Below are 26,142 nucleotides of genomic sequence, written 5' to 3'. Positions count from 1 at the left end.
GGGGCCGGGCGGCGCTCGGACCCGCGCGGGCGGCAATGATCATCTCGGCGCCGTTCGCGTACGCGGCCGGGACGTTCTCTTCCGGCGGGGCCTCTGGTGTCCCCGTCCGGCTCGCCGTTCCGGGTCGGTGAGCCGTATCCCGCCGCCGGAGCAGATGTGGTCCGGTCGGGCCCGGGGTCACTGGTCCCGCCGGTGGACGACGGTCACGGTCAGCATGGTGGCGACGAGCGCCCAGGCCGCGTAGACCGTCCACGCCCCCGTGGTCGTCCACGGGAAATCACCCCCGGTGTCGTGCACGCTGGTCAGGCGGTGCCACGCGCTGTAGACCAGTGTGTGGTTGAGGACGGCCGACCAGTGGCGGCCTTCGGTGACGGCGATCGGCAGCAGCAGAAGCACCACCACGATCGCCGACATCGTGCCCGCCGAGTGCCGGATGATCACGCCCAGGGCCATACCGGTGAGCGCGCACACCGGAGCGAGCAGCGCGGACGCCACCACGAGACGCAGCGCCCCCGGGTGATCGATCGGGACACCGGCGTCCCGCCCGGACAAAATCGCCTGGGTCAGCGCGAACGAGCCCCAGGCGACCACCGCGCCGAAGGCCGTCATGACCGCGGAGACCACGACCGCCTTGGCCGCCATCACCGAGCGTCGGGCCGGGACGGCAGCGAAGGTCGTACGGATCATTCCGGTGCTGTACTCGCCGACCACCGTGAGGGCACCGATGGCGCCCGTACCGAGTATCAGGACCATGGCGCCGTTCGCGGTGAAGGCGGACATCAGCGGCATCCCGTCCCGGAGGAACCGCTCGCCGAAACCCGCGTCCTGCCGTGGCCAGTAGCGATAGGTGTCGTACGCGGTACCCGCGTTGAACGCCACCACGGCCAGCGCGCAGACCAGCAGGGACCACGCGGTCGAGCGCAGGGACCACAGCTTCATCCACTCGGCGGCGACCAGGTCCGCGAACCGGGCGCGAGGCTCCCGCAGAGGCATCGTCGCCGTGGTCATCGGCCCTCCCCCGCGACGTACTCGACACTGCCGGCGGTGAGTTCCATGAAGGCGTCCTCCAAGGACGAGGTGCGGGTGGTCAGTTCGTGCACCGGGACGCGGTGGCCGACGGCGATCTCACTGATCCGGGGCGCGTCCAGGCCGGTCACCGTGAGCACATCGCCGCTCCGGACCACATACGCCCCTTCGGCGGTCAGCACCGCCGCCAGCCGCTCCGCCTCGGGCGTGCGCACCGTCACACTCAGCCGGGTGCCGCGCGCCGAGAACTCCGCCAGGCTCTCCGCCGCGATGAGCTCGCCCCGGCCGACCACGACGAGCTGATCGGCGGTGTGCTCCATCTCGGACATGAGGTGGCTGGAGACGAAGACGGTGCGCCCCTCGGCGGCCAGCCCCCGGAACAGTCCGCGGACCCATTTCACGCCCTCCGGGTCCAGACCGTTGAGCGGCTCGTCGAACAGCAGCACCGGAGGATCGCCGAGCAGGGCGGCGGCGATACCGAGACGCTGCCTCATCCCGAGGGAGAACCCGCCGATGCGGCGCCGCGCCACCTCGGCGAGGCCGACCTCCTCCAGCACCTCTCCCACCCGGGCGCGCGGGATGCGGTTCCCGCGCGCCAGGGCGGCGAGATGCGCCCCGGCCGTGCGCCCGCCGTGCACATCGCCCGCGTCCAGCAGCGCCCCCACATGACGCAGTCCGCGAGGGCGGTCCCGGAAGGGGCGGCCGTCGATGGTGACGGAGCCGCCGGTGGGCTCGTTCAGCCCGAGGAGCAGGCGCAGGGTCGTGCTCTTCCCCGCGCCGTTGGGGCCGAGGAACCCGGTGACATGTCCGGGCCGGACGGTGAAACTCAGGCGGTTGACCGCGGTGGTCTTTCCGTACTTCTTGGTCAGTTCGTCGACTTCGATCACACCGTCAACCGTGCCGCCGACCGGCCCCGCGCGTCATCGGGCCACCGGTGACAAACGCCGGACCCGCCTGTCGGCCACGGTTGTACACCCCTGGTCCGATGCACGTTCCCGGTCACGCGCCTACGATCAGGGAGCATGTCCGCCCTACCGTCACCGCCCCTCCTGAAGCGCGTGTCCCCGAGCGTCTGGACGGCCCTGGCCTGGGCCGTGGGTCTGGTGTTCACGTTCCTCATGCGCTTCGAACTGCCGGGGGAGGCATCGCCCACCGTGGCTCCCGGGGTGCTCATCTTCCGGTGGGACGGCCTGCTGGCGCTCGCGCTGGCCACCGCCATGACGCTGGGCGGCTGCGTGCTGCTGGTCCGCCGGCCGCTCGCCGCCATCGCGCTGCTGCTCGCCGGAGCCGCGCTCGGGACGACTCCGGTGGGGGCCATGGAGATTCCGCCGGCACAGTTCCTGGCGGTCGATGTCGGACTCTGCGCGATCGCGGCCACCAGTTCGCGCCGGACCGGGATCGTCGCGCTCGCCCTGGCACTCACGGTCCCGACCGGATTCATCACCGTGCGACTGCTGTCCGGCTGGAGCGTCGGCACGTCCGTGACCCTGATCGTGTCCCTGGCCACGGGCATCGCCTGGCTCATCGGCCGCTCCACCTATCAGGCCCGTGAGTACGCCGAGAAGCTGGGCGCCCAGGCCGCCGCCCAGGCCGTCACCGCCGAACGGCTCAGGATCGCGCGCGAGCTGCACGACATGGTCGCGCACAGCATCGGCATCATCGCCCTCCAGGCCGGTGCGGCGAGCCGGGTCATCGACACCCAGCCGGCGCGGGCGCGCGAGGCGCTGAGCACCATCGAGCTCACCGGCCGGGAGTCGTTGTCGGGGCTGCGCCGTGTGCTCGGCGCGCTCCGCACACCCGAGCCCGGGCAGACCACGGACGCGGCGGCGACCCCCGGACCCCGCCCCGAGGCCGGCTCCGACACGGGCCTCGGTCTCGGCCTCGCGGACGTCGAGCGGCTGGCGGCGGCGACCACAGCGGCGGGCGTGCGCGTCGATGTGGAGTGGCGGGGTGAACGGCGCCCGCTGCCCCCGGACATCGACATGTCGGCCTACCGGATCGTCCAGGAGGCGGTCACCAATGTCGTACGCCATGCCGGCACCCCCTCCTGCCGGGTGGTCCTCGACCGCCGCGACGAAGAACTGTCCATCGAGGTCCTCGACGGCGGACGCGGGCTCGACGGTGGACAGGGGAATGACGGTGGACGCGGGGATGAGGGCGGACGCGGGAACGGCAGGGTGCCCTGGCACGGCTGCGGACGTGGGCACGACCGGGGGCCCCGGCACGACGGCAGACGTGGGCACGACGGCGGAGCGGGAGGCGGATACGGGCTGATCGGCATGCGCGAGCGGGTCGGTCTGCTGCACGGGGAGTTCTCCGCGCGGCCACGCCCCGAGGGCGGCTTCCGGGTCGCGGCCCGGCTGCCCGTACCGGCGGGAGTCCGGTGACCGTCCGCGTCGTCCTCGCCGACGACCAGCCGCTGATCCGCGCCGCTCTCCAGATGGTCATCACCGACGCCCCCGACCTCGAACTCGTCGGCGAGGCCGGGGACGGCGCCGACGCGGTCCGGCTCGCCGAGACACTCGATCCCGATGTCGTCGTGATGGACATCCGGATGCCCGGCATGGACGGCATCGAGGCCACCCGCCGGATCACCAACGGATCCGCCGGATCCCATGTCATCGTCCTGACCACCTTCGACGACGACGATTACGTGTACGGCGCGCTGCGCGCGGGCGCGTCCGGGTTTCTCGTCAAGGACATGGCCCTGGACGACATCCTCGCGGCGGTCCGGGTCGTCGCCACCGGGGACGGGCTGATCGCCCCGAGCGTCACCCGGCGTCTCATCAGGGAGTTCGCCGAGCGTCCGGCCGCACCGCCCCGGCGGGAACTTCCCGGGATCACCGAACGGGAGCGCGAGGTGCTGACGCTCGTCGGCAGCGGGCTGTCGAACACCGAGATCGCGGAGCGGCTGCACATCAGCGTCGCCACCGCCAAGACCTATCTGACCAGACTGCTCGCCAAGCTCGACGCCCGCGACCGGGTGCAACTCGTCATCATCGCCTATGAGTCGGGCCTGGTCGCACCGCCCCGCTGACGCCCGTCCGCTTCCGACGGGCCCGGTACCCGCGAGGGGAGCGGTCCGGTACCGCGAAGGGGAGCGAGGGGTGGTCCGGCCGCGCCTACAGGCGTGCCGTCTTGAGGGCCATGTGCAGCAGGAGGCGGTCCTCGCCGTCCGCCAGGTCGAGTCCGGTGAGCTGTTCGACGCGCGAGAGACGGTAGTAGAGGGTCTGCCGGTGGATGCCGAGCGCGGACGCCGTGCGGCCCGCCTGGCCCGCCAGATCGAGGAAGACCTCGGCGGTGCGGGCCAGTTCGGTGTGCGCGGCGTCGAGCAGGGGCCGTACGGCGGGGTCGTCACCCGGGGGACGGCCGGGCAGAGCCGTCAGCATGCGGTAGGGGCCGATGTCCGCCCACCGTGCCACCGGGCCGAGCCGTGACTCGGCCCGCGCGGCCCGCGCCGCGGACGTCGCCTCCTGCCACGCGGTGTTCAGTCCCGCGAGGCCCTGCCGTGCCGCCGCGACCCCGCCGGTGGCGGTGCGGTCCCCGGAGGGCAGCAGCCGTTCGGCGGCGGCCAGGGCCGGGGTGAGGGAGTCCGGTGCCCGCAGCCGGACGAGTACGGCCAGGGCATGGGCGCCGGGGCCGGGAGCGGCGGGCGCCGCCCCCGGAGCCCCGGCTGTGGCGCGACCGGTGACCTCGGGGTGGCCCGCCCGGGACGTCGCCGACAGCGAGCGGGCTCGTGGCGCTACGGGCTCCGCCGTCGGCGGGGCCGTTCCGGGAGTGGCGGGCGCGGGTGTGGCGGGCCCGTGCGGTGCGCCGTCGCCGCCGGGTTCGGCCGCTCCCCGTCCGAGCGCGCCGGCGGGGGAGCCGGGCGGGGGAGCGGGGGAGGCGCCGGGTGCCGAGGGGCGGGAGGCGCCGGACGCCGTACCCGCCGGGGTGTCCGGATCCGTCCCGGTCCCGGAAGGCCCGGCCCCGGCCTCCGCTTCCGTTCCTGCCCCGGCTCCCGCTCCTGCCCTCATCCCGGCCTCCGCTTCCGCTCCTGTCCCGGCTCCCGTCCTCGTCCCGGCTCCTGCTCCCGCTTCTGTCCCTGTCACGGTTCCGGCTGCCGGCCCGGTCCCGCCCGGCATCGCTCGCCCCGCGCCGGGCACACCCGCCACGGTCCGCCCGGCCCCGGCGCCGCCCGGCACCGTCCGCACCGGGCCCGGGCCACCGGCTGCGGCCACCGGCACGGAGCCGGGCCAGGTCACCCGTACGGTGCACACCGCCGCCGCACCCGGAAGGGACCGCGCCGAGGGGGCGTCCTGCGAAGGCCAGGGCATCACGCACACCACCGTGTGGGGGCCGTCCGCGCCCCGGTCCGCGCCGCCGAGGGCCGTGTGGAGGGCGGCGACCGCCATGTCGTACTGCCAGCCGCGCTCCGCCGTCAGCGCCGCGCGCAGCTCCCGGGAGAGATCCGCGCCCGCGCGCTCCTCGTCCGCGAGGAGTGTGCCGATACGGGAGGCGACCTCCATCGCGGCTGTCAGCTGCGCGTCCGTGGGGCCCGGGCTGGTGTCCAGGAGCCAGACATACCCGAGGACGATGCCCCGGTGGCGTACCGGGAGGCAGATCCGGTCCCGGAACACACCCGCGTCCGGCGCCGCCGGAATGCGCACCGGGCCCGTCGCCCGGGCGATGCCGAAGCCCTCGAACCAGGCGCGCACGGCGGGTGTGGACTTCCTGGTCAGGATCGACCGGGTCCTGACCGGGTCCAGCGTGGTTTCGTCGAAGGCGCTGTCGCTGTCGTGGGCGCCGAAGGCGATCAGCCCGAAATCGCGGTTCTCCAGCGTCGCCGGGGCCGTCAGCAGCGTCGAGATCTCGTCCACCAGGTCCTGGTAATCGCCCTTCACCCCGACCATTCTGGCACGCCCTTCAGACATATGTCTGAGATCCCGGCCACGGATGCGTGACAGCTGTCGATGGCCGAGGATCGGAGCGATCCTTAGATTTCACGGTGGTTCTTCGTGCCGTTCCGGTTCCGGTCTCCCGGGTCCGCGGCGGTTCCGGTCGTACGTCTCCATGGAGGTCCCCGTGCTGGGTCCCGTGATCCTCGCCGCGTCCCGCAGCGACAGGATGCGCCGTGCCGTGTCGGCAGCGCCGGTCACCAAGCCCGTGGTGAACCGTTTCATCGCCGGTGAGTCGGTCGAGGAGACGGTTCCCGTCGTCCGGGAGACCGCCGCCCGTGGTCTGGAGATCACGCTCGACGTCCTCGGCGAGGACGTCACCGACCCGGCGGAGGCCCTGCGCGCCCGTGACGCGTATCTGGAGCTGACCGAGGCGCTCAGGCCCCTCGGCCTCGGCACCCGCGCCGAGATGTCGGTGAAGCTGTCGTCCTTCGGGCAGGCGCTGCCCGGCGGGCACGACCTCGCCCTCAGGAACGTCACCCCCGTCGTCGAGGCCGCCGCCGAGATCGGCACCACGGTCACCCTCGACATGGAGGACCACACCACCGTCGACTCGACCCTCGCGATCCACGCCGATCTGCGGGAGCGCTTCCCCCAGACGGGCGCGGTCGTCCAGTCGTATCTCTTCCGCACCGAGGACGACTGCCGGATGCTCGCCGAGGCGGGCGCGCGGGTGCGGCTGGTCAAGGGTGCCTACAAGGAGCCCGCGTCCGTGGCGCACCAGGACCGGGCCGAGGTCGACAAGGCGTACATCCGCTGTCTGCGGATCCTGATGGACGGCGAGGGGTACCCGATGATCGGGTCCCACGACCCGCGCATCATCTCCATCAGCCAGGAACTCGCCCGTCGCGCCGGCCGCAAGCTCGACGACTACGAGTTCCAGATGCTCTACGGCATCCGCGAGGCCGAGCAGCACCGGCTGGCCGCCGAGGGCCACCGGGTGCGTGTCTACATCGCGTACGGCACCGACTGGTACGGATACTTCATGCGCCGCCTCGCGGAGCGCCCCGCCAATCTGGCGTTCTTCCTCCGTTCGCTGGTCAGCCGCGGCTGAACCCCCCACTGACCTACTGATTAAGGAGATTCGGCAGTCATGGACGCAGTGACCCAGGTTCCCGCGCCGGTCAACGAGCCGGTCCGTTCCTACGCTCCGGGCAGCCCCGAGCGCGCCCGCCTGGAGGCCAGGCTCAAGGAGCTGGCCGAGAACCCGATCGACCTTCCGATGACCATCGGCGGGGTACGGCGGATGGGCGGCGGCGAGCGGGTCGACGTCGTCCAGCCGCACAACCACGGGGCCGTCATCGGCACCTTCGCCGGAGCCACGCAGCAGGACGCGCAGGACGCGATCGACGCCGCGCTGGCCGCCGCGCCCGCGTGGCGCGCGATGTCCTTCGACGACCGCGCCGCGATCATTCTGCGCGCGGCCGAGCTGCTGGCCGGTCCCTGGCGGGAGACGCTCGCCGCCTCCACCATGCTGGGGCAGTCCAAGACCGTGCAGCAGGCGGAGATCGACACCCCCTGCGAGCTGGTCGACTTCTGGCGCTTCAATGTGAAGTACGCCCGCGATCTGCTGGCGGAGCAGCCCCCGGCGAACTCCCCGGGCGTGTGGAACCGGCTCGACCACCGTCCGCTCGAAGGCTTCGTCTACGCGATCACGCCCTTCAACTTCACCGCGATCGCGGGCAATCTGCCGACCGCCCCGGCCCTCATGGGCAATGTCGTGGTGTGGAAGCCGTCCCCGACGCAGACGCACGCCGCCGTGCTGCTGATGCGGCTCCTGGAGGAGGCGGGCCTGCCCAAGGGCGTCATCAATCTGGTGACGGGCGACGGGATCGCCGTCTCCGAGGTCGCGCTCAACCACCCCGAGCTGGCCGGTATCCACTTCACCGGCTCGACCCGGACCTTCCAGCACCTGTGGAAGACGGTCGGCGCCAACATCGAGAAGTACCGCTCGTACCCGCGCATCGTCGGCGAGACGGGCGGCAAGGACTTCGTCGTCGCCCACCCGAGCGCCGACCGTGCGGTGCTGAAGACCGCGCTGACCCGCGGTGCCTTCGAGTACCAGGGCCAGAAGTGCTCGGCCACCTCCCGCGCGTACATCCCCGCCTCGATCTGGAACTCCGGCTTCAGGGAGGAGTTCGCGGCCGAGGTCGACGGGATCGCGATGGGTGACGTCACCGATCTGTCGAACTTCATCGGTGCCGTGATCGACGACCGCGCGTTCGCGAAGAACAAGGCCGCGATCGACCGGGCGAAGTCCGACCCGGCCTGCGAGATCGTCGCCGGCGGTACGTACGACGACTCGGTCGGCTACTTCGTCCGCCCGACGGTCGTCGTGTGCTCGGACCCGGCCGGCGAGGTGTTCACGACCGAGTACTTCGGCCCGTTCCTCGCGGTGCACGTGTACGAGGACGAGACGCCCGCCGGGTACGACGCCATGCTGGAGCAGATGGAGTCGGTGTCGGCGTACGCCCTGACCGGCTCGGTCATCGCGAACGACCGCGCCGCCGCCGCGCACACGATGGAGAAGCTGCGGTACGCCGCGGGCAACTTCTACATCAACGACAAGTCGACCGGTGCCGTGGTCGGCCAGCAGCCCTTCGGCGGCGGCCGGGCCTCGGGCACCAACGACAAGGCGGGTGCGCCGCAGAACCTGATGCGCTGGACGCTGACCCGCGCGATCAAGGAGACGCTGGTCGCGCCGACCGACTACGCGTACCCCCACATGGGCTGAGCCCGGCCGGCCCCGCCGGTGCCGCCCCCTGATCCCGCCCCCGTTCCGGTCCCCACACCGGACCGGGGGCGGCTCCATGCCCGGTTACTCCCGCGGGGTTGGGGCTGGGGCCTGGGCCTTGTCCGGGGTCGGGTCATTGTCCGGGTCCGGGGTCGGGGTCTGGTTTGCGGCTGTGTCCGCTTCCGTATCCGCGTCCCGTGTCCCGTGCTGGTTCCCCGCCCGGTCGGCGTCGGGTGCCTGGTCGGCGTCGGGTGCCCGGTGGGCGTCCGGGGCGGGGCCGTCGTGGGCCGGGGCCGGTCGCGGGCCCTCGGGGGCCGCCTCCGCCAGGCGCTTGATCGACGCCAGGCGCGCGTCCCAGTCGGACGCCACCCGGAGCATCCAGTGCGCGGTGGTGCCGAGCCGTTCGGGCAGGACCGTGTAGCGCGCCTCGCGGCCCTCGCGGGTGCCCTCGACGAGGCCGGCGCGGGTGAGGACCGCGAGGTGTTTGACGATCGCCTGGCGGCTCACGGGCACTTCGGTGGCCAGGACGGTGGCGGTGGCGCGGCCGCGCGCGGCGAGCGCGTCGAGTATCCGGCGGCGGGTCGGGTCGGCGAGCGCGGACAGGACCTCGGAGGCCGCGGTCTCCGGGGAGCCGTCGGTCCTGCGCGAGCCGGCGGCCGAGGCGCCGGTGGCCGGGGCCGCGCGTATGTCCGGGGCCGGGCGCGTGTCCGGGGGGCCGTCTTCGTCTGCGGTGCTTTCCGTGTTCCAGTTCGCCTCCGGCTCCGGGTTCGCGTTTGTGTCTGTGTTCGTGTATCCGTCCCGGTCCGGGGGCGGTCCCGTATCCGTCCGGCGCGTCTCCGGGAGGCCCGTGCCCTTCGTGGCCGCTTCCGGGCGGTCCGGACCGCCCCGGGGGTCCGTCCCCGGGCGGCCCGTGCCGTCGGTGGCGTCCGTCATGCCGGCAGCTGTTCCGCGTACTTCCGGATGTTGACGACCTGATCGGTCCAGCCGCCCTCGTGACTCTCGTACGACGCCGTGTCCCTGCGCTCCTCGGGAATCGCGATCGACGCGAATCCGGCCTCCACGACCTTCAGGCGGGTGCCGTCGCCCTCCGGGACGAGGGTGAACTCCACCAGGGTCGAGTTGCCGTCCACGGCCTGTTCGCCGGGGTACGCGGACGCCCAGCGGTACGAGAAGCGGTGTGGTGGGTCCACCTCCACGATCGTCGTCCGGAACAGGCCGTACTCCCCGTGGTCCAGGATCATCGTCCCGCCGGGACGCAGATCGACCGGGGTCGGCTCGCCCTGGCCGAACCAGGAGCCCACATGCTCGGGCTCGGTGAGCACCGCCCAGACGCGCTCCACGGGGGCCGCGATGGTGATCTCCTTCTCGACGCGGTCCTTCTCGACGTGCTCCTTGTTCATGGTGACTGCCTCCTCGATTGACGTGCTACCCAATGGTTGCACGTCAGGAAATGAGGTGCAACTGTTCGGTTGCGCGAGAGGGTGTTCCGCTGAGTGGAACCGGGCCTGTGACGAACTGAACATCGGATCGATGATCCGGGAAGAACCGGCCGGACCGGTGCGAGACTTGGGCCGTGTTCGAACTCCTGCCCGGAACCGGACTGCTCCTGCCGCACCAGGTAGGCACGCTGAGATTCGGCATGAGCGCGTACGCCGCCCAGTGGGCCGTCTCCATGCTCTGCGAACCCCGTCCGATGCATGCCCTCGGGGCGGCATGGGCCTTCTCCGGCGAGTATCTGGGCCTCACCCTCCAGGTCTGGGGTGCGTCGGACGGCCCGCACACCAACGGTGTCGGCTATGTGGAACTCGCCCGCATCCCCCAGGACGGCACGGGCGCCGAGCCGGTCTACCCCTCGCTGGCCCCCGTGGTCCACAACGGCGTCGACCTCTTCGGCCATCCCCGGGACGAGGTGGCCGACTTCCTCCCGGCCAGCGCCCGGGTGAACCACGGCACCGGGCGCCCCGGGGGCTATGTGCAGTCGATCGGGCTCCGCAGCCCGCTGTGGGAGTTCCGGTACTCCTGAGCGCCCAACCCGGTGTGCAGGGGGCGTCCGGGGTGCGGACGGGGGCGCCGCCCGGTGTGCGGCGGGGGTGCGGAGGGGTGCGGTCGGTATGCGGCCGGGCGCAGGTGCGTCGCGTCCCGGTGAGCGAGCATCCCCCGCGTACGGACCGGGGTAGTGCCGCGTACGGACCGGGGTAGTGCCGCGTACGGACTGGGGTGGTGAATCGTACGGACCGGGGTCGCGCCGGCCCGGACGCCGTGGGTGGCCGTGCCCGGACGTCGCCGGACCGCCGCTACTGCCAGCCGGACACGATCAGCGTCAGACCGAGCGTGAATCCACCGCCCAGCAGGACCAGATAGGCCCGGTAGAACCTCCGGTACCGGCGCAGCAGCACCCCCAGGGCGGCGAACGCCAGACCCACCGTCAGGGTCCGTGAGCCGCGTGCCGCCGCCGCCGACATCAGCCAGTCGCCCGCGGGGACGTCCGCCCGGCCCGCCTCGGCCGCGTACACCTTGAACGGGATGCCGTTCCACGGCTGGTTCCGTACCGCGTCCGCCTGCGTGAGCGACAGCTCGTGCCGCACCTGCGCCCGCATCCGGTCCGTCGTCAGCGGTGCGGGCAGCCCCACCCCCGCGCCCGCGAGCTGAAGGGCCAGCAGCGAACCGGCCAGGCTGCCCGCGAGGGCGGTCAGCGAGAGCCGCAGGGCCGCGTACGGGGCCGCCGCGCAGGCGATGCCCAGCAGCAGCTCCGGCATCAGCGGCCAGCTCAGCGCCTCCGCGAACGCCCAGACGAAGGCGATCAGCAGGCCCGCGCGCGACGCGGCCACCGCCGCGACCGCGCGCCGGGCCCGCGAGTCGCGCAGGGACTCCGCGTTGGTGCGGCCGTGCAGCGCGGCCACCGCGGAACGCGCCTCCTCAGGAGTGACCGACGACGGCAGCGGCGCGCCGATCCGCACCCGTACGAGGGAGGACCGCAGCCGCCCGTGCTTGGGCAGCAGCCGGTCCGTACCCGCGATGCCCACCGGCACCACCGGCACGCCCGCCCGCTCGGCCAGCACCAGCGCCCCCCGGTGGAAAGAGCCCACCGAGCCGTCGCCGCCGCGCGTGCCCTCGGGAAAGAGGACGACCGCGCGCCCGGCCTCCAGCTCGCCCGCCACGGCCAGCAGATCGTCCAGGCCGCCGCCGGTACGGCGGACGGGAAAGCCGGCCGCGAGCCGTCGGCAGACCCGGCTGCGCCACGGCGAGGCGAACCAGTAGTCGGCCGCCGCGCCGATCGCGGGGGTGTGCCGGGCGTCCAGCGCGGCCAGCAGCGCGGCCGTGTCGGCGTGCGAGGAGTGATTGGCGACGACGACACAGCCGCCGCGGGGCAGCCTTCCCCGCCGTTCGATCCCGCCGGTGAGGGTGAGCACACACCACCACAGCGCGCGCCGGAGCAGGGAGGCGGTACGGGAGCGGGCGGGGGGGTGTGTTTCTTGTGGCTCGGTTTTGTTTTGTGGCTGGGTTCGGCTTCGGGGGTTTTTGGTGGGTGGTGGCGGTGGGTTGTGCTGGGTGGGTGGGGTGTGGGGCCGCTCGCCTTTGTTTTGTGACTTGGTTCTCCCCCAGACTCCGTCCGGGGGGACCCCCACCGGGGGGCCTTCAGTGTGTGTCGACGGTCGATCGTGCTCGACCGCTCGTTCCTCGCGGCCTCCGCGCGTTCTCCCTTTCGACACCCACGGCCCCCTTCGGCTCACTCGCCAGGTCCACAGCACCCTTGGGGTTGCTCGCCAGGTGCGGCGTGGTGACTCGGCTCCATTGCTCGTCATGGGCTCACCACCGTCGCCAGAAGCAGTGCGGGCAGCAGGGAGTCGATACGGTCGAGCAGGCCGCCGAACCCCGGCAGCCAGTTGCCCGCGTCCTTGACTCCCGCCTCCCGTTTGACCATGGACTCCAGCAGGTCGCCCAGGACGCAGCCGGCCAGCACCGCCGCCCACAGCGCGAACGAGAAGACCCCGAGGACGAGGAGTACCGTGCCCGTCGCCGCCACGGCACCCGCGACTCCCGCCCAGGTCTTGTTGGGCGACAGCGGGGACAGCGGCCGGGCGAGCGGGCCGCGCCGACCCAGTGCCGTACCGCCGCACCACGCGCCGACATCGCCCAGCGCCACCGCGAGCCCCACCGCGACCGCCGTGTCCCCGAGCGTCACCAGACCGGTCAGCGGGACGGGGATCCACAGGAGGGCGAAGACCGTGCGGGCGGCCCGGGTGAACCCGGCCGAGCCGTCGCCGGACAGCAGCGGCGGCAGCACGGCCACGAGCAGCAGTGCTCCGGCCGTGCGCAGGTCCAGCGTCCCGGGGGCGAGCCAGGCGAGGCCCGGCAGCCCGACCGCCGCCACCGTCAGCACGGCGTGGTCCACGGACCGCAGCCCCGCCATCCGTACGTACTCGCCCACCGCGACCGCGCCGAGCGCCGCCGCCAGCGCGAACGCACCGCCCGCGCCCAGGTACAGCGCGCCGAGGAAGAGCGGCGCGGCGATCGCCCAGGTGCGCCAGCGCCTGCGCAGCTCCGCCCGCATCCGCACCCGTGAGGGCAGCGCGGCGACGGCGATACCGCCCGCCCCCAGTGCGCCCGCGACCAGCGGGATCGCGCGTCCGACCGCCTCGCCCGCCACCAGTGCCCCGCTCATGAGCCCAGCTCCTTCCAGAGCTGTCCGAGGCGGATGACCGCGGTCAGCGCGGAGCCGGCCGCGATCACGGCCAGGACCGGTACCGCCCAGCCCGTCGCCGCGGCGACCGCCACCAGCAGACAGCGCTCGGTCTTGCCGACCGGGCCGCCGTTGCGGCGCGGGGCACCGGCCGCCGCGCCGGCCAGCGACACCCAGGACGGCAGCGTCGCGCCGAGCGCGGCGACCGCCACCAGCCACAGCGGTGCCAGGGTCAGAAACCCGGCCAGGACCAGCAGATCGGCCGCCCGGTCGCCGAGTTCGTTGAGCACCGCCCCGCGCCGGGTGGTGCGGCCGGTGTCGCGGGCGAGCGCACCGTCGAGATTGGCGAAGGCGAGCCGCGCCGCGAGGAGAACGGCTACGGGGAGCGCGGCGAGCGGGGCGGGCAGCCAGGCGAGCGCCGCCGCCGCACCGCCCGCGCTCAGCACACCCAGCGCCGTCAGCGTGTCGGGAGACACCTCACGGCGGACCAGCGCGCCGCGCACTCCGGCGAGCCGGGCCGCGTACCAGGGCTTGAGAGCGTAGAGGCCGTTCATAGGGCCAACTCTGGCCGTGTGACGGACCCCTCACCACGGAGCAGATACTCAGGTGGAAATGAGTAGCTGGTAGGCATGGGGCCTGCGAGGCTGCTGCGTATGTACGAGTCGCCGCGCACCGCCCACACCCATCTCCTCACTCCCGCCGAACTCGCCGAGATCCGCGCGCTGCTGGACCATGCCTTCGACGGCGACTTCGCCGAGGAGGACTGGGAGCACACGCTGGGTGGAGTCCACGCCCTCGTCCGTGACCCCGACGGCCTTCTGGTGGGCCACGGCTCCGTCGTCATGCGGCGGGCGCGGCACCGGGGGCGCTCGTACCGCGTGGGATACGTCGAGGGCGTGGCGGTCCACTCCGGCCACCGGCGCCGGGGCATCGGCGGCGGGCTGATGGAGGCGCTGGAGCAGATCGTCGAGCGCGCCTATGTGTTCGGGGCGCTGTCGGCGTCGCCCGAGGGCGCGGGTCTGTATATGTCACGCGGCTGGCGGCTGTGGCCCGGGCGGCTCGAAGCGCTGGGGCCCGACGGCGCGGTGCCGTTCCCCGACGAGGAGGACACCACGTATCTGTGGGGCACGGTTCCGGGCTCGGGGGAGCCGGGCGCGCTGGCCTTCGACTGGCGTGACGGGGATGTTTTCTGACGTTGCATCAGGGCGAGCAGGCCTGCATGGCGGGCGGGGCGGGCGGGCCGTCAGGGCGGGCAGGCCGGCGGGGCCATGACGGGCGGCCCCCTCCGCCCCGTACCGGGCGGCCGGCCTCACCGGCACCCGTACACGAACACCGGGCCCGCCCCGCCCCCGCGTATGAACGTCAGAGCGCCCCCGCGTCCCGCGCCGTCCACACCGACGGGTACAGCGGCCTGAATCCCAGCTCCTCCCTGATCCGCAGGTTCGACACCATCCCGTGCCAGGGGTCCGGGTCGTCGCGCTCCGACGCGCCCTCCGGCAGCGGCACCCCGTTCAGCAGGTGCAGCTCGGCGGCGGACACGGGGGCGTCGTCCGCGATGTTGTACATCCGCCCGGCCGCTCCCGGCGCGTACAGCAGCCGCATCAGCCCCTGCGCCACATCCGCGTGATGCACCATCTGGAGCCGCTTGTGCGCGGCCCAGTCCTTCGCCCACATCAGCGACTGCGCCAGATGCGGATCACCCTCCCCGTACACGAAGGAGAGGCTCCCGATCCGGACGTCGAGGCCGCGCTCGCGGTGCAGCGCCAGCAGCCCGGCGCCCGCCTCCGCCTTCGCCGCCGGATACGCGCCCCAGAGCGAGCCGCCGGGCACGGTCGCGTCGTCCTCCAGCAGCGGCCGGCCGCGCCCCGCGCCGTACGCGAGATTCGTGCTCACCTGGACGAAGCGGAGGGCGCCCGCGTCCAGGGCCGCCCGTCCGAGCGCGAGCGCCGCGTCCCGGTTCACCTCCCACGCCTCCTCGTCCGGCACCCCCCGGAAGGCCGCCGCGATGTTCACCACCGCGTCCGCCCCCGACAGCGCCTTGCGCACGCTCGCCCCGTCCCGCAGATCCCCCACCGCGACCTCCGCGCCGAGCGCGGCGAACGGCGCGGCCCGCTCCTCGTCCCGCACCAGGACCCGGACGGTGTCACCGGTCCGTACGGTCACGCGTTGCAGCAGCCGGGGGACGAAGCGCCGCCCGACCTCGCCCGTGGAGCCGGTCACCAGAGTCAGCATCGTGTTCTCCTCTCGTCCGTCGCCGCCGCGGGGGTCACCACCGCGGGGCGTCCGTCCCCACCGTGGGCCGCCGGGCCGCGGGGCGGGAGAGACGCGCGTATCCGGGGACCGGCACTCCCAGGCTGCGCACTGGATACGGACGGGCCGCCCGATCATGCTGGAGCGGTGGACCGGACCGGACTCGCCGACTTCCTGCGCCGCCGCCGTGCGCGGCTGGCCCCCGCCGATGTGGGCCTGGCGGAGGGCGCCCGCCGCCGTACGCCCGGACTGCGGCGGGAGGAGGTCGCCCGGCTGACCGGAATGTCCGCCGACTACTACACCCGGCTCGAACAGTCCCGCGGCTCCTGCCCCTCCCGCCAGATGCTGTCCGCCCTGGCCAGGGCGCTGCGCCTGAGCGACGACGAGCGGGATCACCTCTTCCATCTCGCCGGTCAGGAGCCGCCGCGCGCCCCGCAGGGCCCGGTCGGGCATGTGCGGCCCGGTCTGCTGCTGGTGCTCGACCGGCTGTACGACGCGCCCGCGCAGGTGATGAGCGACTGGGGCGAGGTGCTGGCGCAGAACGCGATGGCCGACGCGCTGGCGGGGGAGTGGTGGCCGGGCCGCAACATCATCCGGCAGTGGTTCACCGACCCGCCGGTGCGGGAACTGTTCCCGCCCGAGGACCACGAGCGGCACACGCGCCTGCATGTGGCCCAGCTCCGGGCGGTGCTCGCCTCCCGGCCCGCCGACCCCGGGCCGGCGGGGCTGGTCGCCGAACTGCTCGCCGGGAGCGCGGAGTTCGCCGCGCTCTGGGAGCGTCACGAGGTGGCGGTCCGCCGCGCGTCGGTCAAACGGTTCGTCCATCCCGTCGTCGGACTGCTGGAGCTGGACTGCGAGGTCCTGATCGGGGCGGACCGGGGTCAGCTGCTGATCGTGCACAGCGCGCGGCCGGGCACCGAGGCGTATGAGCGGCTCCGGCTGCTGCGGGTGGTGGGCCTCCAGAGCCTGACGCCGTAGAGACCGCTGACCAGTGGGTTCCATGATCTCCGTCTCAGATAGTAGGAAGTCCGACTATTTGTAGAGACAGAAGCGCGTGCCTGCCCTACTTTTGTAGGAGCCGAACGTCTCGCTCGATCCAGCGAAGGGCGGTCGTGAGCCAGTGCCCCCGGCAGGCAACCCCTGCGGCACGCTCCCCGCCCCATCCGGCGCCTCGAAATCCCCGTGATCTCAAGGAGTCGATCACCATGTCCGCCGAGACCGTCCGCCGTGTCCGACACGCCGCCCGCCGTCCGAACGAGTCCGACCGCAAGAACGCCGCGGCGGCGCTGCAGCGCGCGCTCGACCGCCGTGACAACGGCGGCGCCACGGGTCACTGACCCCCGAACCGTTCCCCGGCATGCCGGCCCGTGGGCCGCAGGCCCTGCCTCCGGGGGCCGAGCACCCGGACGCCGTACCCGCCCGCGGGAACGCTCCGGCCACCGCGGAGCCCCGCGACGATCCGCCATGACGACCGGCCGTGACCACCTGCCGTGACAACCGCCGTGACGGCCTGCCGCTGTCCACAACGTGGACGTGCGATGTCATGGGCTGGGACGACGAGTAGGGTGCCCTCATGTCTCGCAGCCTCAACATCGCAGTGATCCCCGGTGACGGCATCGGCCGGGAGGTCGTGGCCCAGGGCCTGAAGGTCCTGACCTCCGTCCTTCCGCAGGACGTGAAGCTGGAGACCAAGGAGTACGACCTCGGCGCCCAGCGTTGGCACCGCACCGGGGAGACCCTCCCCGACGCGGAACTGGAAGCCCTCAAGGGGCATGACGCCCTTCTGCTCGGTGCCATCGGCGACCCCACCGTGCCCTCCGGTGTGCTGGAGCGCGGCCTGCTGCTGAAGCTGCGCTTCGCCTTCGACCACTACGTGAATCTGCGTCCGTCGAAGCTGTTCCCGAACACCGCCACTCCCCTCGCCGGCCGCCCCGACATCGACTTCGTCGTCGTCCGCGAGGGCACCGAGGGCCCGTACACGGGCAACGGCGGCTCGCTGCGCACCGGCACGCCCGCCGAGGTCGCCACCGAGGTCAGCCTGAACACGGCGTACGGAGTGGAGCGGGTCGTCCGTGACGCGTATGCGCGCGCCGACGCCCGCCCCCGCAAGAAGCTGACGCTCGTCCACAAGAACAACGTGCTCGTCCACGCGGGCCACCTGTGGAAGAACATCTTCGACGCCGTCGGCCGGGAGTACCCCGAGGTCACCACCGACTATCTGCACGTCGACGCCGCGACGATCTTCTTCGTCACCCAGCCCGAGCGCTTCGACGTCATCGTCACCGACAACCTCTTCGGTGACATCCTCACCGACCTCGCCGCCGCCGTGACCGGCGGAATCGGTCTGGCCGCGTCCGGGAACATCAACCCGAGCGGCGCCTTCCCGTCGATGTTCGAGCCCGTCCACGGTTCGGCGCCCGACATCGCCGGCACCGGAAAGGCCGACCCGACGGCCACGATCCTGTCCGTCGCCCTCCTTCTGCGGCACCTCGGCTACGAGACCGAGGCGGCGCGGATCGAGGAAGCCGTCTCCGCCGATCTCGCGGAGCGCGGTGACACCGTCCGTACCACGGAGCAGATCGGCGACGCGCTCGCGGTACGAGTAGCGAGCTGACCCGACGATTCCCACAGAAGCCGCCGGGTCGCATTCCGCGTCCGGCGGCTTCTTCTGTGCGGCCGCCGGGTGCACCATCAAACCCAGGACCGCTGTCAGCACGCTGCACCCCGTTTCTCGCACCGACCCGGCCAAGCGATAATCGAACCGGGCCGTGGCATGCGGGAATGCTTGGACGTCCTAGCACCACCAGTGGCGTGAGCGCGGTCCGTCAATCCAACGGTGAAGGACATTGCACTCATGACGACGCCCACGATCGAGCTGAAGCCGTCCGCGAACCCGCTGTCCGACGCGGAACGCGAGGCGATCCTGGCCGACCCCGGATTCGGCCGCCACTTCACCGACCACATGGTGACGGTCAAGTGGACGGAGGGCCGCGGCTGGCACGACGCCCAGCTCACGCCATACGCGCCGCTGTCCATCGACCCCGCCAACATGACCCTGCACTACGCGCAGGAGATCTTCGAGGGGCTGAAGGCGTACCGCCGCCCCGACGGCTCGGTCGCCACCTTCCGCCCCGACGCCAACGCCGAGCGCTTCCAGCGCTCCGCCCGCCGGCTCGCCATGCCCGAGCTTCCTGCCGAAACGTTCATCGCGGCCTGTGACGCCCTGGTCCGGCAGGACAGGGACTGGGTCCCGGCCCACGGTGGCGAGGCGTCGCTCTATCTGCGCCCGTTCATGATCGCGACCGAGGTCGGCCTGGGGGTCCGCCCGGCCAACGAGTACCTCTTCATCGTCATCGCCTCCCCGGCCTCCGCGTACTTCCCCGGCGGCGTCCGCCCGGTCTCCGTCTGGCTCTCCGAGAACTACGTCCGCGCGGTCCCCGGCGGCATGGGCTTCGCCAAGACCGGCGGCAACTACGCGGCCTCCCTCCTCGCCCAGGCCGAAGCCGCCGACAAGGGCTGCGACCAGGTCGTCTGGCTGGACGCGCTGGAGCACAAGTGGGTCGAGGAAATGGGCGGCATGAACCTGTACTTCGTGTACGGGGACCGCATCGTCACCCCGGAACTGACCGGCTCCCTGCTCGCGGGCATCACCCGCGACTCGCTGCTCAAGCTCGCCAAGGACCTCGGTTACGAGTCCGAGGAGGGGCGTATCTCCACCGACCAGTGGAGGCGCGACACCGGGAACGGCACCCTCACGGAGGTCTTCGCCTGCGGTACGGCCGCGGTGATCACCCCCGTCGGACTGGTCAAGTCCGCGGGCGGCGAGTGGACCCAGAGCGACGGGGAGCCCGGCGAGGTGACCATGAAGCTGCGCAAGGCCCTGCTGGACATCCAGACCGGAGTCGCGGCCGACGAGCACGGCTGGATGCACGAACTGGGCTGACGCCGACCCGCCGTCGCCCGTGCCCCCGTCCCCGCATCGGTGAGGATGGGGGCATGACGGTATCGGAGCGGGATCGCGAACTGGCCGAGGCGGTACGGCTGCGGGAGTCGGGGGACGAGGGCACGAGGGAAGAGGCCCGGCGGCGGCTGGTCGCGCTGTCGGAGCGGTGGCCCGACGACGCCGAGGTGGCGTACCAGACCGCCTGGGCGCACGACGTCCTCGAACGGGAGGCCGAGGCCGTGCCGTTCTACCGGCGCGCGCTGGCGGGCGACGGGCTCACCGGGGCCGACCGGAGCGAGGCGCTGCTCGGCCTCGGCAGTACCTACCGCGTCCTCGGGCGGTACGAGGAGGCCGAACGGACGCTGCGGGACGCGGTCGCGGAGTTCCCCGGGCACGGCGGGCTGCGGGCGTTCCTGGGCATGGCGCTCTACAACACCGGCCGGTACGAGGAGTCCGTACGGCTGCTGCTCGAACTGGTCGCGGAGACCGGCGAGGACCCGTCCGTGCGGGCGTTCCGCGGGGCGATCGAGGCATACGCGGCGGACCTGCACCGGACCGTTTCCTAGCGCCGATGGTCGAGCATCGCTCGAAATGTACTGATCCGATCCTTCTCTTCGGTACGCCTCACGTTAGAGTGACGCTCTAAAGGAGGTGTGGCGGGATGCGACTGACCCCCACGGAGCGGGACCGGCTGCTGCTGTTCGGCGCGGCCGAGCTGGCGCGGGCGCGCCGGGCCAGGGGCCTGCGGCTCAATGTGCCCGAGGCGACCGCGCTGATCGCGGACACGGTCTGCGAGGCCGCCCGCGACGGGCGGAGACTGGCGGAGGCGATCGAGGCGGCGCGGTCCGTGCTCGGGCCCGACGACGTCCTGCCCGGTGTCGCCGATGTGGTGACCGAGGTCCATGTGGAGGCGGTCTTCGACGACGGCTCCCGCCTCGCCGTGGTCTCCGACCCGATCGGCGGCGGCGGACTGGGTGCCGCGGCTCCCGGCGCGGTCCTCCCCGGACCCGCCCGGCCCGAGCCGGAGCCCGCGGTACGGCTGACCGTCCGCAACACCGCGCCCGTCCCCGTGAGCGTCACCTCCCACTTCCACTTCTTCGAGGCCAACCCCCGCCTCGACTTCGACCGCTCGGCGGCGTACGGCATGCGACTGTCCGTCCCCGCGGGCTCCTCGGTCCGCTTCGACCCGGGCGGTGTGTCGGAGGTCGGGCTCGTCCCCATCGGCGGTGCGCGGGTGGCGATCGGCTTCGCGGGCCTGGTGGACGGCCCGCTGGACGCCCCCGGTGCGAAGGAGGAGGCCCTGCGGCGGGCGGCGGCCTGCGGATATCTCGGGGCCGGCCGGTGATTCCGCTCGTCGCCCTGGTCGCGGTGGCCGAACGGCCTTCGGGCCCCGACTCGGCCGTACTGTCGGTTCCCGCGTCGCTCCCGGTGCCGGAGCTGCCCCTGGTGCCGTTGCTGCTCCTGGTGTTCGGGGTGGTGGCGGTGGTCGCGGCGACCGGGCTGCTCTCACCCCGGGCCGGGACGGAGACCCGGATGCGTCCGCGGCTCCTGGACCACCCGGCGCCGGCCGGGCCCCGGTCGGCGTGCCTGAGCCCCGGGTCCCTGGCTCGGCGTACCGGCTTCCCGGCGCCCGCCTGGGCGGCGGCCGTGACTGCCAGGGCGGCGGCGGCCGTGCCCGCGGCTGCCGCGCCTGCGTCGGCCGTGCCCGTGAATGCCGTGTCCGTGAATGCGGTGCGCGCGGCTGCCGCGCCCGCGATGGCAGCGTCCGCGCCGGATGTGACCCTGCCCGCAGCGTCCTCGATCCCCGTGCCCGCGACGGCTGTGTCCGTGAACGGCCTGTCCGCGACCGCCGTGTCCCCGTCGGGCGTATCCGTGACCGACGAGTCCGAGGCGACCGCGACGCCGGAGGCGACCGTGCCCCTTGACACCCCCGTGGAGACCCACCGATGACCGGCATCGACCCCCATGAGTACGCGGCCGTGCACGGCCCCCGCGCCGGGGACCGGGTGGTCCTCGGGGACTCCGGGCTGGTCGTCCGGGTCGAGTCCGACTCCCAGCGGCCCGGCGACGAGTTCCTGGCAGGTTTCGGCAAGACCGCGCGCGACGGACTGCACCTCAAGGCGGCCGCCGTGCGCGAGACCTGCGACATCGTCATCAGCAACGTCCTCGTCATCGACGCCGTCCAGGGCATCCGCAAGGTCTCCATCGGCATCCGCGAGGGCCGTATCTCCGGCATCGGACGCGCGGGCAATCCCGACACGCTCGACGGTGTGGACGTCGTCACCGGCACAGGGACGACCATCGTCTCCGGCGAGGGCCTGATCGCCACCGCCGGGGCCGTCGACACCCATGTCCACCTGCTGTCGCCGCGCATCATGGAGGCGTCGCTCGCCTCCGGAGTGACCACGGTCATCGGCCAGGAGTTCGGCCCGGTGTGGGGCGTGGGGGTCAATTCGCCCTGGGCCCTGAGGCACGCCTTCGGCGCGTTCGACGCCTGGCCCGTCAACATCGGCTTCCTCGCCCGGGGCTCGTCCTCCGACCCGGCCCCGCTGGTGGAGGCCCTCGCCGAGGGCGGCGCGTCCGGTTTCAAGGTCCACGAGGACATGGGCGCCCACACCCGCGCGCTGGACACGGCGTTGAGGGTCGCCGAGGACCACGATGTGCAGGTCGCCCTCCACAGCGACGGCCTGAACGAGTGCCTGTCCGTCGAGGACACCCTGCGGGTCCTGGACGGCCGTACGATCCACGCCTTCCACATCGAGGGCTGCGGCGGCGGGCATGTGCCCAATGTGCTCAGGATGGCGGGCGTGCCGAACGTCATCGGCTCCTCCACCAACCCGACCCTCCCCTTCGGCCGGGACGCCGTCGCCGAGCACTACGGGATGATCGTCTCCGTACACGACCTCAAGACCGACCTCCCCGGCGACGCCGCGATGGCACGGGACCGCATCCGCGCCGGGACGATGGGGGCGGAGGACGTCCTGCACGACCTCGGGGCGATCGGGATCACCTCGTCCGACGCCCAGGGCATGGGCCGGGCGGGCGAGACCGTACGCCGCACCTTCGCCATGGCCGGGAAGATGAAGGCCGAGCTGGGCCCCCTGGACGGCGACGGCCCCCACGACGACAACGGACGCGTCCTGCGCTATCTCGCCAAGCTGACGATCAACCCCGCCGTCGCCCACGGCCTCGCGCACGAGATCGGCTCGATCGAAGTGGGCAAACTCGCGGACATCGTGCTGTGGCAGCCGCGGTTCTTCGGCGCGAAGCCCCAGCTCGTACTGAAGTCGGGCTTCCCGGCCTACGGAGTGACGGGCGACCCCAACGCGGCCACGGACACCTGTGAACCGCTCGTCCTGGGGCCGCAGTTCGGGGCGTACGGCGCCACACCCGCCGACATCTCGGTCGCCTTCGTCGCCCGCGCCGCCGTGGACCTGGGCGCGGACCTCATGCCGACGCGCCGCCGCCGGGTCGCCGTCCGCGGCACCCGCGGGATCGGGCCGGCCGACCTCCGCCTCAACTCCCGGATCGGCGATGTGGGCGTGGACGGCCGGACCGGACTGGTCACCCTCGACGGAGATCCGATCCGCTCCGGACCGGCGGAGTCGATCTCCCTCAACCGGCTCTACTTCCTCTGAATTTTCTCTGAGCTTCCGCCTGAATTTCCTGTGACCCCCGGCCGGAATCTCCTCCTGAGCCTCGGACCGAAACTCCCCGACCCGAACGCCCCGACCCCCGGCCCGGCCTCTCCCGGGTCGTTTCCCCTCAAGGACGACACAGCATGTTCCGTATGCCGCCCGAATGGGCCCCGCACGAGCGCACCTGGATGGCCTGGCCGGTCCCCAACACCACCTTCAGCGGTGAGGACCTCGCCGCCTCGCGCCGCGCCTGGGCCGGGGTCGCCCGTGCCGTACGCCGGTTCGAGCCGGTCACCATGGTCGTGGGTCCCGGTCAGAGCGAGGACGCGCGGGCGCTCCTCGGCCTGGACATCGACCTCGTCGAACGCGACCTCGACGACGCCTGGATGCGGGACATCGGCCCCACCTTCGTCACCGACGGCACCCGGCTGGCCGCCGTGGACTGGGTGTTCAACGGCTGGGGTGCCCAGGAGTGGGCCCGCTGGGACCACGACTCCCGGATCGCCCGCGAGATCGCGGACCTCGTGGGCGTGCCCGTCCACAGCTCGCCCCTGGTCAACGAGGGCGGCGGTATCCATGTGGACGGCGAGGGCACGGTCCTGCTGACGGAGACCGTGCAACTCGGCCCGGAGCGCAACCCCGGCTGGACCAGGGCCGGGGTGGAGGAGGAGATCCACGCCAGGCTCGGCACGAGCAAGGCGATCTGGCTGGAGCGCGGTCTGACGGCCGACTACCCTCCGACACCGGCGGAACGGCATGCGGGCGCCCCCAGCGGCTACGGCACTCTCGGCCATGTCGACATCGTCGCCGCCTTCGCAGGGCCGGGAGTGATCGTCGCCCACACCCAGCCCGACCCGGCCCACCCGGACCATGAACTCTGCCGCGGGAACGTGGCCTTCCTCCGTACGCAGACCGACGCCCGGGGCCGCCCGATCGAGGTGATCGAGGTCCCGGCGCCGACGGCCGTACGCAACGAGGAGGGCGGCTGGGCCGACTACTCGTACATCAACCACTACGTCTGCAACGGCGGAGTGGTGCTCTGCGCCTTCGACGACCCGCGCGACGAACAGGCCGCGGCGCTCTTCCGCCGTCTGTATCCGGACCGTGAGGTGACCCTCGTCGACGCCCGGACGATCTTCGCGGGCGGCGGAGGCATTCACTGCATCACCCAGCAGCAGCCCGCGGTGGGCCACTGACGTCGTGGGGGTGAGGACGCGGAGGGCCCGTGGTGCCGGGTGTGCAGGGGCGGCCCTCCGCGTCGCCCGATCAGTTGTGGCAGTGCTCGGTGGCCGGGTTGTGGTGGGAGACGCTGACATTGCCGGAGTAGATCCAGCCGTAGTACGTCACGCCGCTGATCTTCACGGCGATGTGGTACCAGCGGTTGCCCGCCTCGTTCACGTGCGAGCAGTGGATGCTGAAGTGCGTGCCGCTCGGCAGGGTGCGGTGGCCGGCGCAGCTGGACGTGGGCTCGTGGCGGATGGGGTGCGAGCCGCCGATGGTCACTCCGGTGCCGTTGGCGTCGTAGTCGTCCCACGGGGTGATAGCGGGGCAGTGCAAGGGGCCACGGGCCGCGCTCGGTGCGCCGGGCGCGCTCTCGGCCGCGCTCGCCGCGGGGGCCGCGATGAGCAGGGAGCCCAGCAGCGCTGTCGCGAGAGCACCGACTCTGATGGCATGGGAGCGACGGGGCAAGGTTCCTCCAAGAGAGAGGTGAGGTGCGGGTTTTTTCCGCACTCAGAGGCTAGGAGGCCCCAGGAAGGGTGTCCTTACCGCTGGGTGACAGGCCATGACGCATTCCGTGCCAGCTCCGCCCGCAGGCCGTGCGGTCCCGCGGTCCGGGGCCGTGCCGCCCCCGCCGCCTCTCGGCGCACTTGCCATGTGCCCCGTCTCGCGGTCGCAGGGAAAACCGTCGCGAGGCGAGGGGCGCGATCCGGTAGAACGTACGGGTGAATCTGTTGCCACGAGACGGCTTTCGGCGGCCGAACCCGGCCGGCCCGGACTCGACCGGTTGGACCTTGAACGGTTGGGACTTGAACGGTTGGGGCTTGGTGGGTGGGGGCTCGGCTGTTCCGGACGCGACCGGTTGGAACTCGAACGGTGGGGACGTGGTGGGTGGGGGCCCGGCTGGTCCGGATTCGGGCCGCCGTCACTCGTACGGTCGTGACGAGGCCGGTCGGACCGGTCGCGGGGAGGCGGGCGGATGACCCGCCGGGAGGGCTCCCGGCGGCGGAACATCGCGCCGCCCCGCGAGTCCGTCCTCGCCGCCGCCATGGCCACCATCGCCGAACACGGGCTCGACGGGCTCACCATGGCCGGGCTCGGACGGGACGTCGGCATGAGCAGCGGCCATCTCCTCTACTACTTCCGCACCAAGGACGAACTGCTGCTGCGGACCCTGGAGTGGAGCGAGGGCCGCCTGGGCGCGGAACGCGGCTCGCTGCTGTCCCGGCGGACCCCGGCGGCCGAACGCCTCCGCGGATATGTGGAGCTGTACATCCCCGAGGGGCCCCGCGACCCGCACTGGTCGCTCTGGCTGGAGGTCTGGAACCGCTCGCAGAACATGGACGACGACGCCCGCGCCCGGCAGGCGGCGATCGAGGCGGCCTGGCACCGGGACCTGGTGGCGCTGCTCGCCGAGGGGATCTCGCACGGGGAGTTCCGGCCGGTCGACCCCGCCCGGTTCGCCGCCCGGCTCCGCGCGCTCCTCGACGGGTTCAGCGTCCACGTAGCCGTCGGGATTCCCGGTACGGGACGTTCCCAGGTACTCGATCACGTAAGCGAATTTCTGGCCGATTCGCTCCTGCTGCCGAATGTCTGACGGAATACGCCTGCCGTGCTCAGAGGCCCCTTGCCAGGGCGGGAACGCAAAGAACGCAAGTAATCCCGATCGTTGCCATGGCAACCCTTGTCCGCTCATCGGCCCTCCGGCACGGTTC

At 72.6% G+C, this 26,142-nt stretch carries 25 protein-coding genes and 2 pseudogenes; 16 read left to right on the top strand and 11 right to left on the bottom strand.

What is annotated here, in order from left to right; all coding sequences use genetic code 11:
* Positions 1-177: 177 nt before the first annotated feature.
* Both ACFYT4_RS12325 and ACFYT4_RS12320 read right to left on the bottom strand, forming a co-directional pair.
* Positions 178-1,008, bottom strand: coding sequence for an ABC transporter permease (locus ACFYT4_RS12325; RefSeq protein ID WP_389267491.1), 831 nt, complete (start codon positions 1,006-1,008; stop codon positions 178-180).
* On the bottom strand, positions 1,005-1,913 hold the full coding sequence (locus ACFYT4_RS12320; protein ID WP_389267490.1) for an ABC transporter ATP-binding protein: 909 nt from the start codon (positions 1,911-1,913) through the stop codon (positions 1,005-1,007). Before ACFYT4_RS12320 ends, ACFYT4_RS12325 begins: the two co-directional genes overlap by 4 nt.
* A gap of 135 nt (positions 1,914-2,048) precedes the next feature.
* On the opposite strand from ACFYT4_RS12320, the gene ACFYT4_RS12315 reads away from it, so the two are divergent.
* Positions 2,049-3,413, top strand: a complete 1,365-nt coding sequence (locus ACFYT4_RS12315; RefSeq protein WP_389267489.1) for a sensor histidine kinase — start codon at positions 2,049-2,051, stop codon at positions 3,411-3,413.
* Positions 3,410-4,063: a response regulator gene (locus ACFYT4_RS12310; RefSeq protein WP_389267488.1), complete on the top strand. Its 654-nt coding sequence runs from the start codon at positions 3,410-3,412 to the stop codon at positions 4,061-4,063. The genes ACFYT4_RS12315 and ACFYT4_RS12310 overlap by 4 nt, the downstream gene beginning before the upstream one ends.
* A gap of 85 nt (positions 4,064-4,148) precedes the next feature.
* Here the strand turns inward: ACFYT4_RS12310 and ACFYT4_RS12305 are convergent, their stop codons facing one another.
* Positions 4,149-4,415, bottom strand: a complete 267-nt coding sequence (locus ACFYT4_RS12305; protein ID WP_389267537.1) for a PucR family transcriptional regulator — start codon at positions 4,413-4,415, stop codon at positions 4,149-4,151.
* Positions 4,416-5,261: 846 nt separating this feature from the next.
* A pseudogene (locus ACFYT4_RS12300) lies at positions 5,262-5,909 on the bottom strand (PucR family transcriptional regulator); the annotation flags it as partial.
* A 181-nt stretch (positions 5,910-6,090) separates the two neighbouring features.
* On the opposite strand from ACFYT4_RS12300, the gene ACFYT4_RS12295 reads away from it, so the two are divergent.
* Together ACFYT4_RS12295 and pruA are read left to right on the top strand one after the other, a co-directional pair.
* Complete coding sequence (locus ACFYT4_RS12295; protein ID WP_389267487.1) at positions 6,091-7,017, top strand: proline dehydrogenase family protein; 927 nt, start codon at positions 6,091-6,093, stop codon at positions 7,015-7,017.
* A gap of 39 nt (positions 7,018-7,056) precedes the next feature.
* Complete coding sequence (pruA, locus tag ACFYT4_RS12290) at positions 7,057-8,697, top strand: L-glutamate gamma-semialdehyde dehydrogenase (protein ID WP_389267486.1); 1,641 nt, start codon at positions 7,057-7,059, stop codon at positions 8,695-8,697.
* 312 nt (positions 8,698-9,009) lie between these two features.
* On the opposite strand, the pseudogene ACFYT4_RS12285 reads toward pruA, so the two are convergent.
* Positions 9,010-9,300, bottom strand: a pseudogene (locus ACFYT4_RS12285) (ArsR/SmtB family transcription factor); the annotation flags it as partial.
* 326 nt (positions 9,301-9,626) lie between these two features.
* Positions 9,627-10,097 (bottom strand): SRPBCC family protein, encoded by a 471-nt coding sequence (locus ACFYT4_RS12280; RefSeq protein ID WP_389267485.1) that lies wholly within the window; start codon positions 10,095-10,097, stop codon positions 9,627-9,629.
* A 173-nt stretch (positions 10,098-10,270) separates the two neighbouring features.
* On the opposite strand from ACFYT4_RS12280, the gene ACFYT4_RS12275 reads away from it, so the two are divergent.
* Entirely contained in the window at positions 10,271-10,720 is a 450-nt protein-coding gene (locus tag ACFYT4_RS12275; protein WP_389267484.1) for a hypothetical protein, read from the top strand.
* 271 nt (positions 10,721-10,991) lie between these two features.
* On the opposite strand, the gene ACFYT4_RS12270 is transcribed toward ACFYT4_RS12275, so the two are convergent.
* The 3 genes from ACFYT4_RS12270 to ACFYT4_RS12260 all read right to left on the bottom strand — a co-directional run bounded on the left by ACFYT4_RS12270 (position 10,992) and on the right by ACFYT4_RS12260 (position 13,932).
* Complete coding sequence (locus ACFYT4_RS12270) at positions 10,992-12,107, bottom strand: lysophospholipid acyltransferase family protein (RefSeq protein WP_389267483.1); 1,116 nt, start codon at positions 12,105-12,107, stop codon at positions 10,992-10,994.
* Positions 12,108-12,496: 389 nt separating this feature from the next.
* Positions 12,497-13,360: a phosphatidate cytidylyltransferase gene (locus ACFYT4_RS12265; RefSeq protein WP_389267482.1), complete on the bottom strand. Its 864-nt coding sequence runs from the start codon at positions 13,358-13,360 to the stop codon at positions 12,497-12,499.
* Positions 13,357-13,932 (bottom strand): CDP-alcohol phosphatidyltransferase family protein, encoded by a 576-nt coding sequence (locus tag ACFYT4_RS12260; protein WP_389267481.1) that lies wholly within the window; start codon positions 13,930-13,932, stop codon positions 13,357-13,359. The genes ACFYT4_RS12265 and ACFYT4_RS12260 overlap by 4 nt, the downstream gene beginning before the upstream one ends.
* A 75-nt stretch (positions 13,933-14,007) precedes the next feature.
* Here ACFYT4_RS12260 and ACFYT4_RS12255 point away from each other — a divergent pair, with 75 nt between their 5' ends.
* Positions 14,008-14,571: a GNAT family N-acetyltransferase gene (locus tag ACFYT4_RS12255; RefSeq protein WP_389267480.1), complete on the top strand. Its 564-nt coding sequence runs from the start codon at positions 14,008-14,010 to the stop codon at positions 14,569-14,571.
* 169 nt (positions 14,572-14,740) lie between these two features.
* Here the strand turns inward: ACFYT4_RS12255 and ACFYT4_RS12250 are convergent, their stop codons facing one another.
* Positions 14,741-15,610, bottom strand: coding sequence for an NAD-dependent epimerase/dehydratase family protein (locus ACFYT4_RS12250; RefSeq protein ID WP_389267479.1), 870 nt, complete (start codon positions 15,608-15,610; stop codon positions 14,741-14,743).
* 165 nt (positions 15,611-15,775) lie between these two features.
* On the opposite strand from ACFYT4_RS12250, the gene ACFYT4_RS12245 reads away from it, so the two are divergent.
* The 9 genes from ACFYT4_RS12245 to ACFYT4_RS12205 all read left to right on the top strand — a co-directional run bounded on the left by ACFYT4_RS12245 (position 15,776) and on the right by ACFYT4_RS12205 (position 24,405).
* Positions 15,776-16,606: a helix-turn-helix transcriptional regulator gene (locus ACFYT4_RS12245; RefSeq protein ID WP_389267478.1), complete on the top strand. Its 831-nt coding sequence runs from the start codon at positions 15,776-15,778 to the stop codon at positions 16,604-16,606.
* 227 nt (positions 16,607-16,833) lie between these two features.
* Positions 16,834-16,965, top strand: coding sequence for a hypothetical protein (locus ACFYT4_RS12240; RefSeq protein ID WP_389267477.1), 132 nt, complete (start codon positions 16,834-16,836; stop codon positions 16,963-16,965).
* Positions 16,966-17,201: 236 nt separating this feature from the next.
* On the top strand, positions 17,202-18,242 hold the full coding sequence (locus ACFYT4_RS12235; protein WP_389267476.1) for a 3-isopropylmalate dehydrogenase: 1,041 nt from the start codon (positions 17,202-17,204) through the stop codon (positions 18,240-18,242).
* 240 nt (positions 18,243-18,482) lie between these two features.
* The gene (locus ACFYT4_RS12230; protein ID WP_389267475.1) at positions 18,483-19,571 is read left to right on the top strand and encodes a branched-chain amino acid aminotransferase; all 1,089 of its coding nucleotides are present in this window, start codon (positions 18,483-18,485) and stop codon (positions 19,569-19,571) included.
* 53 nt (positions 19,572-19,624) lie between these two features.
* Entirely contained in the window at positions 19,625-20,137 is a 513-nt protein-coding gene (locus ACFYT4_RS12225) for a tetratricopeptide repeat protein (protein ID WP_389267474.1), read from the top strand.
* A 95-nt stretch (positions 20,138-20,232) separates the two neighbouring features.
* The gene (gene ureA / locus ACFYT4_RS12220) at positions 20,233-20,916 is read left to right on the top strand and encodes an urease subunit gamma (protein WP_389267473.1); all 684 of its coding nucleotides are present in this window, start codon (positions 20,233-20,235) and stop codon (positions 20,914-20,916) included.
* Positions 20,913-21,521 carry a hypothetical protein gene (locus ACFYT4_RS12215; RefSeq protein ID WP_389267472.1) on the top strand — a complete coding sequence of 203 codons (609 nt, stop codon included), beginning with the start codon at positions 20,913-20,915 and terminating at the stop codon, positions 21,519-21,521. The genes ureA and ACFYT4_RS12215 overlap by 4 nt, the downstream gene beginning before the upstream one ends.
* Positions 21,518-23,209 carry an urease subunit alpha gene (locus tag ACFYT4_RS12210; RefSeq protein WP_389267470.1) on the top strand — a complete coding sequence of 564 codons (1,692 nt, stop codon included), beginning with the start codon at positions 21,518-21,520 and terminating at the stop codon, positions 23,207-23,209. Before ACFYT4_RS12215 ends, ACFYT4_RS12210 begins: the two co-directional genes overlap by 4 nt.
* Positions 23,210-23,352: 143 nt before the next feature.
* Positions 23,353-24,405, top strand: coding sequence for an agmatine/peptidylarginine deiminase (locus ACFYT4_RS12205; protein ID WP_389267469.1), 1,053 nt, complete (start codon positions 23,353-23,355; stop codon positions 24,403-24,405).
* A gap of 70 nt (positions 24,406-24,475) precedes the next feature.
* Here the strand turns inward: ACFYT4_RS12205 and ACFYT4_RS12200 are convergent, their stop codons facing one another.
* Positions 24,476-24,898 (bottom strand): hypothetical protein, encoded by a 423-nt coding sequence (locus ACFYT4_RS12200; protein WP_389267468.1) that lies wholly within the window; start codon positions 24,896-24,898, stop codon positions 24,476-24,478.
* A gap of 508 nt (positions 24,899-25,406) precedes the next feature.
* Between ACFYT4_RS12200 and ACFYT4_RS12195 the strand changes: the two genes are divergently transcribed.
* On the top strand, positions 25,407-26,024 hold the full coding sequence (locus ACFYT4_RS12195; protein WP_389267467.1) for a TetR/AcrR family transcriptional regulator: 618 nt from the start codon (positions 25,407-25,409) through the stop codon (positions 26,022-26,024).
* The last annotated feature ends 118 nt before the right edge of the window (positions 26,025-26,142 follow it).

The organism is Streptomyces sp. NPDC004609, assembly GCF_042873655.1.
Classification (GTDB): domain Bacteria; phylum Actinomycetota; class Actinomycetes; order Streptomycetales; family Streptomycetaceae; genus Streptomyces.
The sequence above is the reverse complement of the archived record's forward strand: the minus strand, read 5'-3'. Positions and strand labels throughout refer to the sequence as shown.

Bases quoted from the DNA above. Each gene is read 5' to 3' on its own strand.
- pruA (WP_389267486.1), top strand. From the start codon at position 7,057: ATGGACGCAGTGACCCAGGTTCCCGCGCCGGTCAACGAGCCGGTCCGT.
- ACFYT4_RS12280 (WP_389267485.1), bottom strand. From the start codon at position 10,097: ATGAACAAGGAGCACGTCGAGAAGGACCGCGTCGAGAAGGAGATCACC.
- ACFYT4_RS12260 (WP_389267481.1), bottom strand. From the start codon at position 13,932: ATGAACGGCCTCTACGCTCTCAAGCCCTGGTACGCGGCCCGGCTCGCC.
- ACFYT4_RS12195 (WP_389267467.1), top strand. From the start codon at position 25,407: ATGACCCGCCGGGAGGGCTCCCGGCGGCGGAACATCGCGCCGCCCCGC.
- ACFYT4_RS12305 (WP_389267537.1), bottom strand. From the start codon at position 4,415: ATGCTGACGGCTCTGCCCGGCCGTCCCCCGGGTGACGACCCCGCCGTA.
- ACFYT4_RS12240 (WP_389267477.1), top strand. From the start codon at position 16,834: ATGTCCGCCGAGACCGTCCGCCGTGTCCGACACGCCGCCCGCCGTCCG.
- ACFYT4_RS12225 (WP_389267474.1), top strand. From the start codon at position 19,625: ATGACGGTATCGGAGCGGGATCGCGAACTGGCCGAGGCGGTACGGCTG.
- ACFYT4_RS12325 (WP_389267491.1), bottom strand. From the start codon at position 1,008: ATGACCACGGCGACGATGCCTCTGCGGGAGCCTCGCGCCCGGTTCGCG.
- ACFYT4_RS12250 (WP_389267479.1), bottom strand. From the start codon at position 15,610: ATGCTGACTCTGGTGACCGGCTCCACGGGCGAGGTCGGGCGGCGCTTC.
- ACFYT4_RS12210 (WP_389267470.1), top strand. From the start codon at position 21,518: ATGACCGGCATCGACCCCCATGAGTACGCGGCCGTGCACGGCCCCCGC.
- ACFYT4_RS12235 (WP_389267476.1), top strand. From the start codon at position 17,202: ATGTCTCGCAGCCTCAACATCGCAGTGATCCCCGGTGACGGCATCGGC.
- ACFYT4_RS12315 (WP_389267489.1), top strand. From the start codon at position 2,049: ATGTCCGCCCTACCGTCACCGCCCCTCCTGAAGCGCGTGTCCCCGAGC.
- ACFYT4_RS12230 (WP_389267475.1), top strand. From the start codon at position 18,483: ATGACGACGCCCACGATCGAGCTGAAGCCGTCCGCGAACCCGCTGTCC.
- ACFYT4_RS12265 (WP_389267482.1), bottom strand. From the start codon at position 13,360: ATGAGCGGGGCACTGGTGGCGGGCGAGGCGGTCGGACGCGCGATCCCG.
- ACFYT4_RS12205 (WP_389267469.1), top strand. From the start codon at position 23,353: ATGTTCCGTATGCCGCCCGAATGGGCCCCGCACGAGCGCACCTGGATG.
- ureA (WP_389267473.1), top strand. From the start codon at position 20,233: ATGCGACTGACCCCCACGGAGCGGGACCGGCTGCTGCTGTTCGGCGCG.
- ACFYT4_RS12255 (WP_389267480.1), top strand. From the start codon at position 14,008: ATGGGGCCTGCGAGGCTGCTGCGTATGTACGAGTCGCCGCGCACCGCC.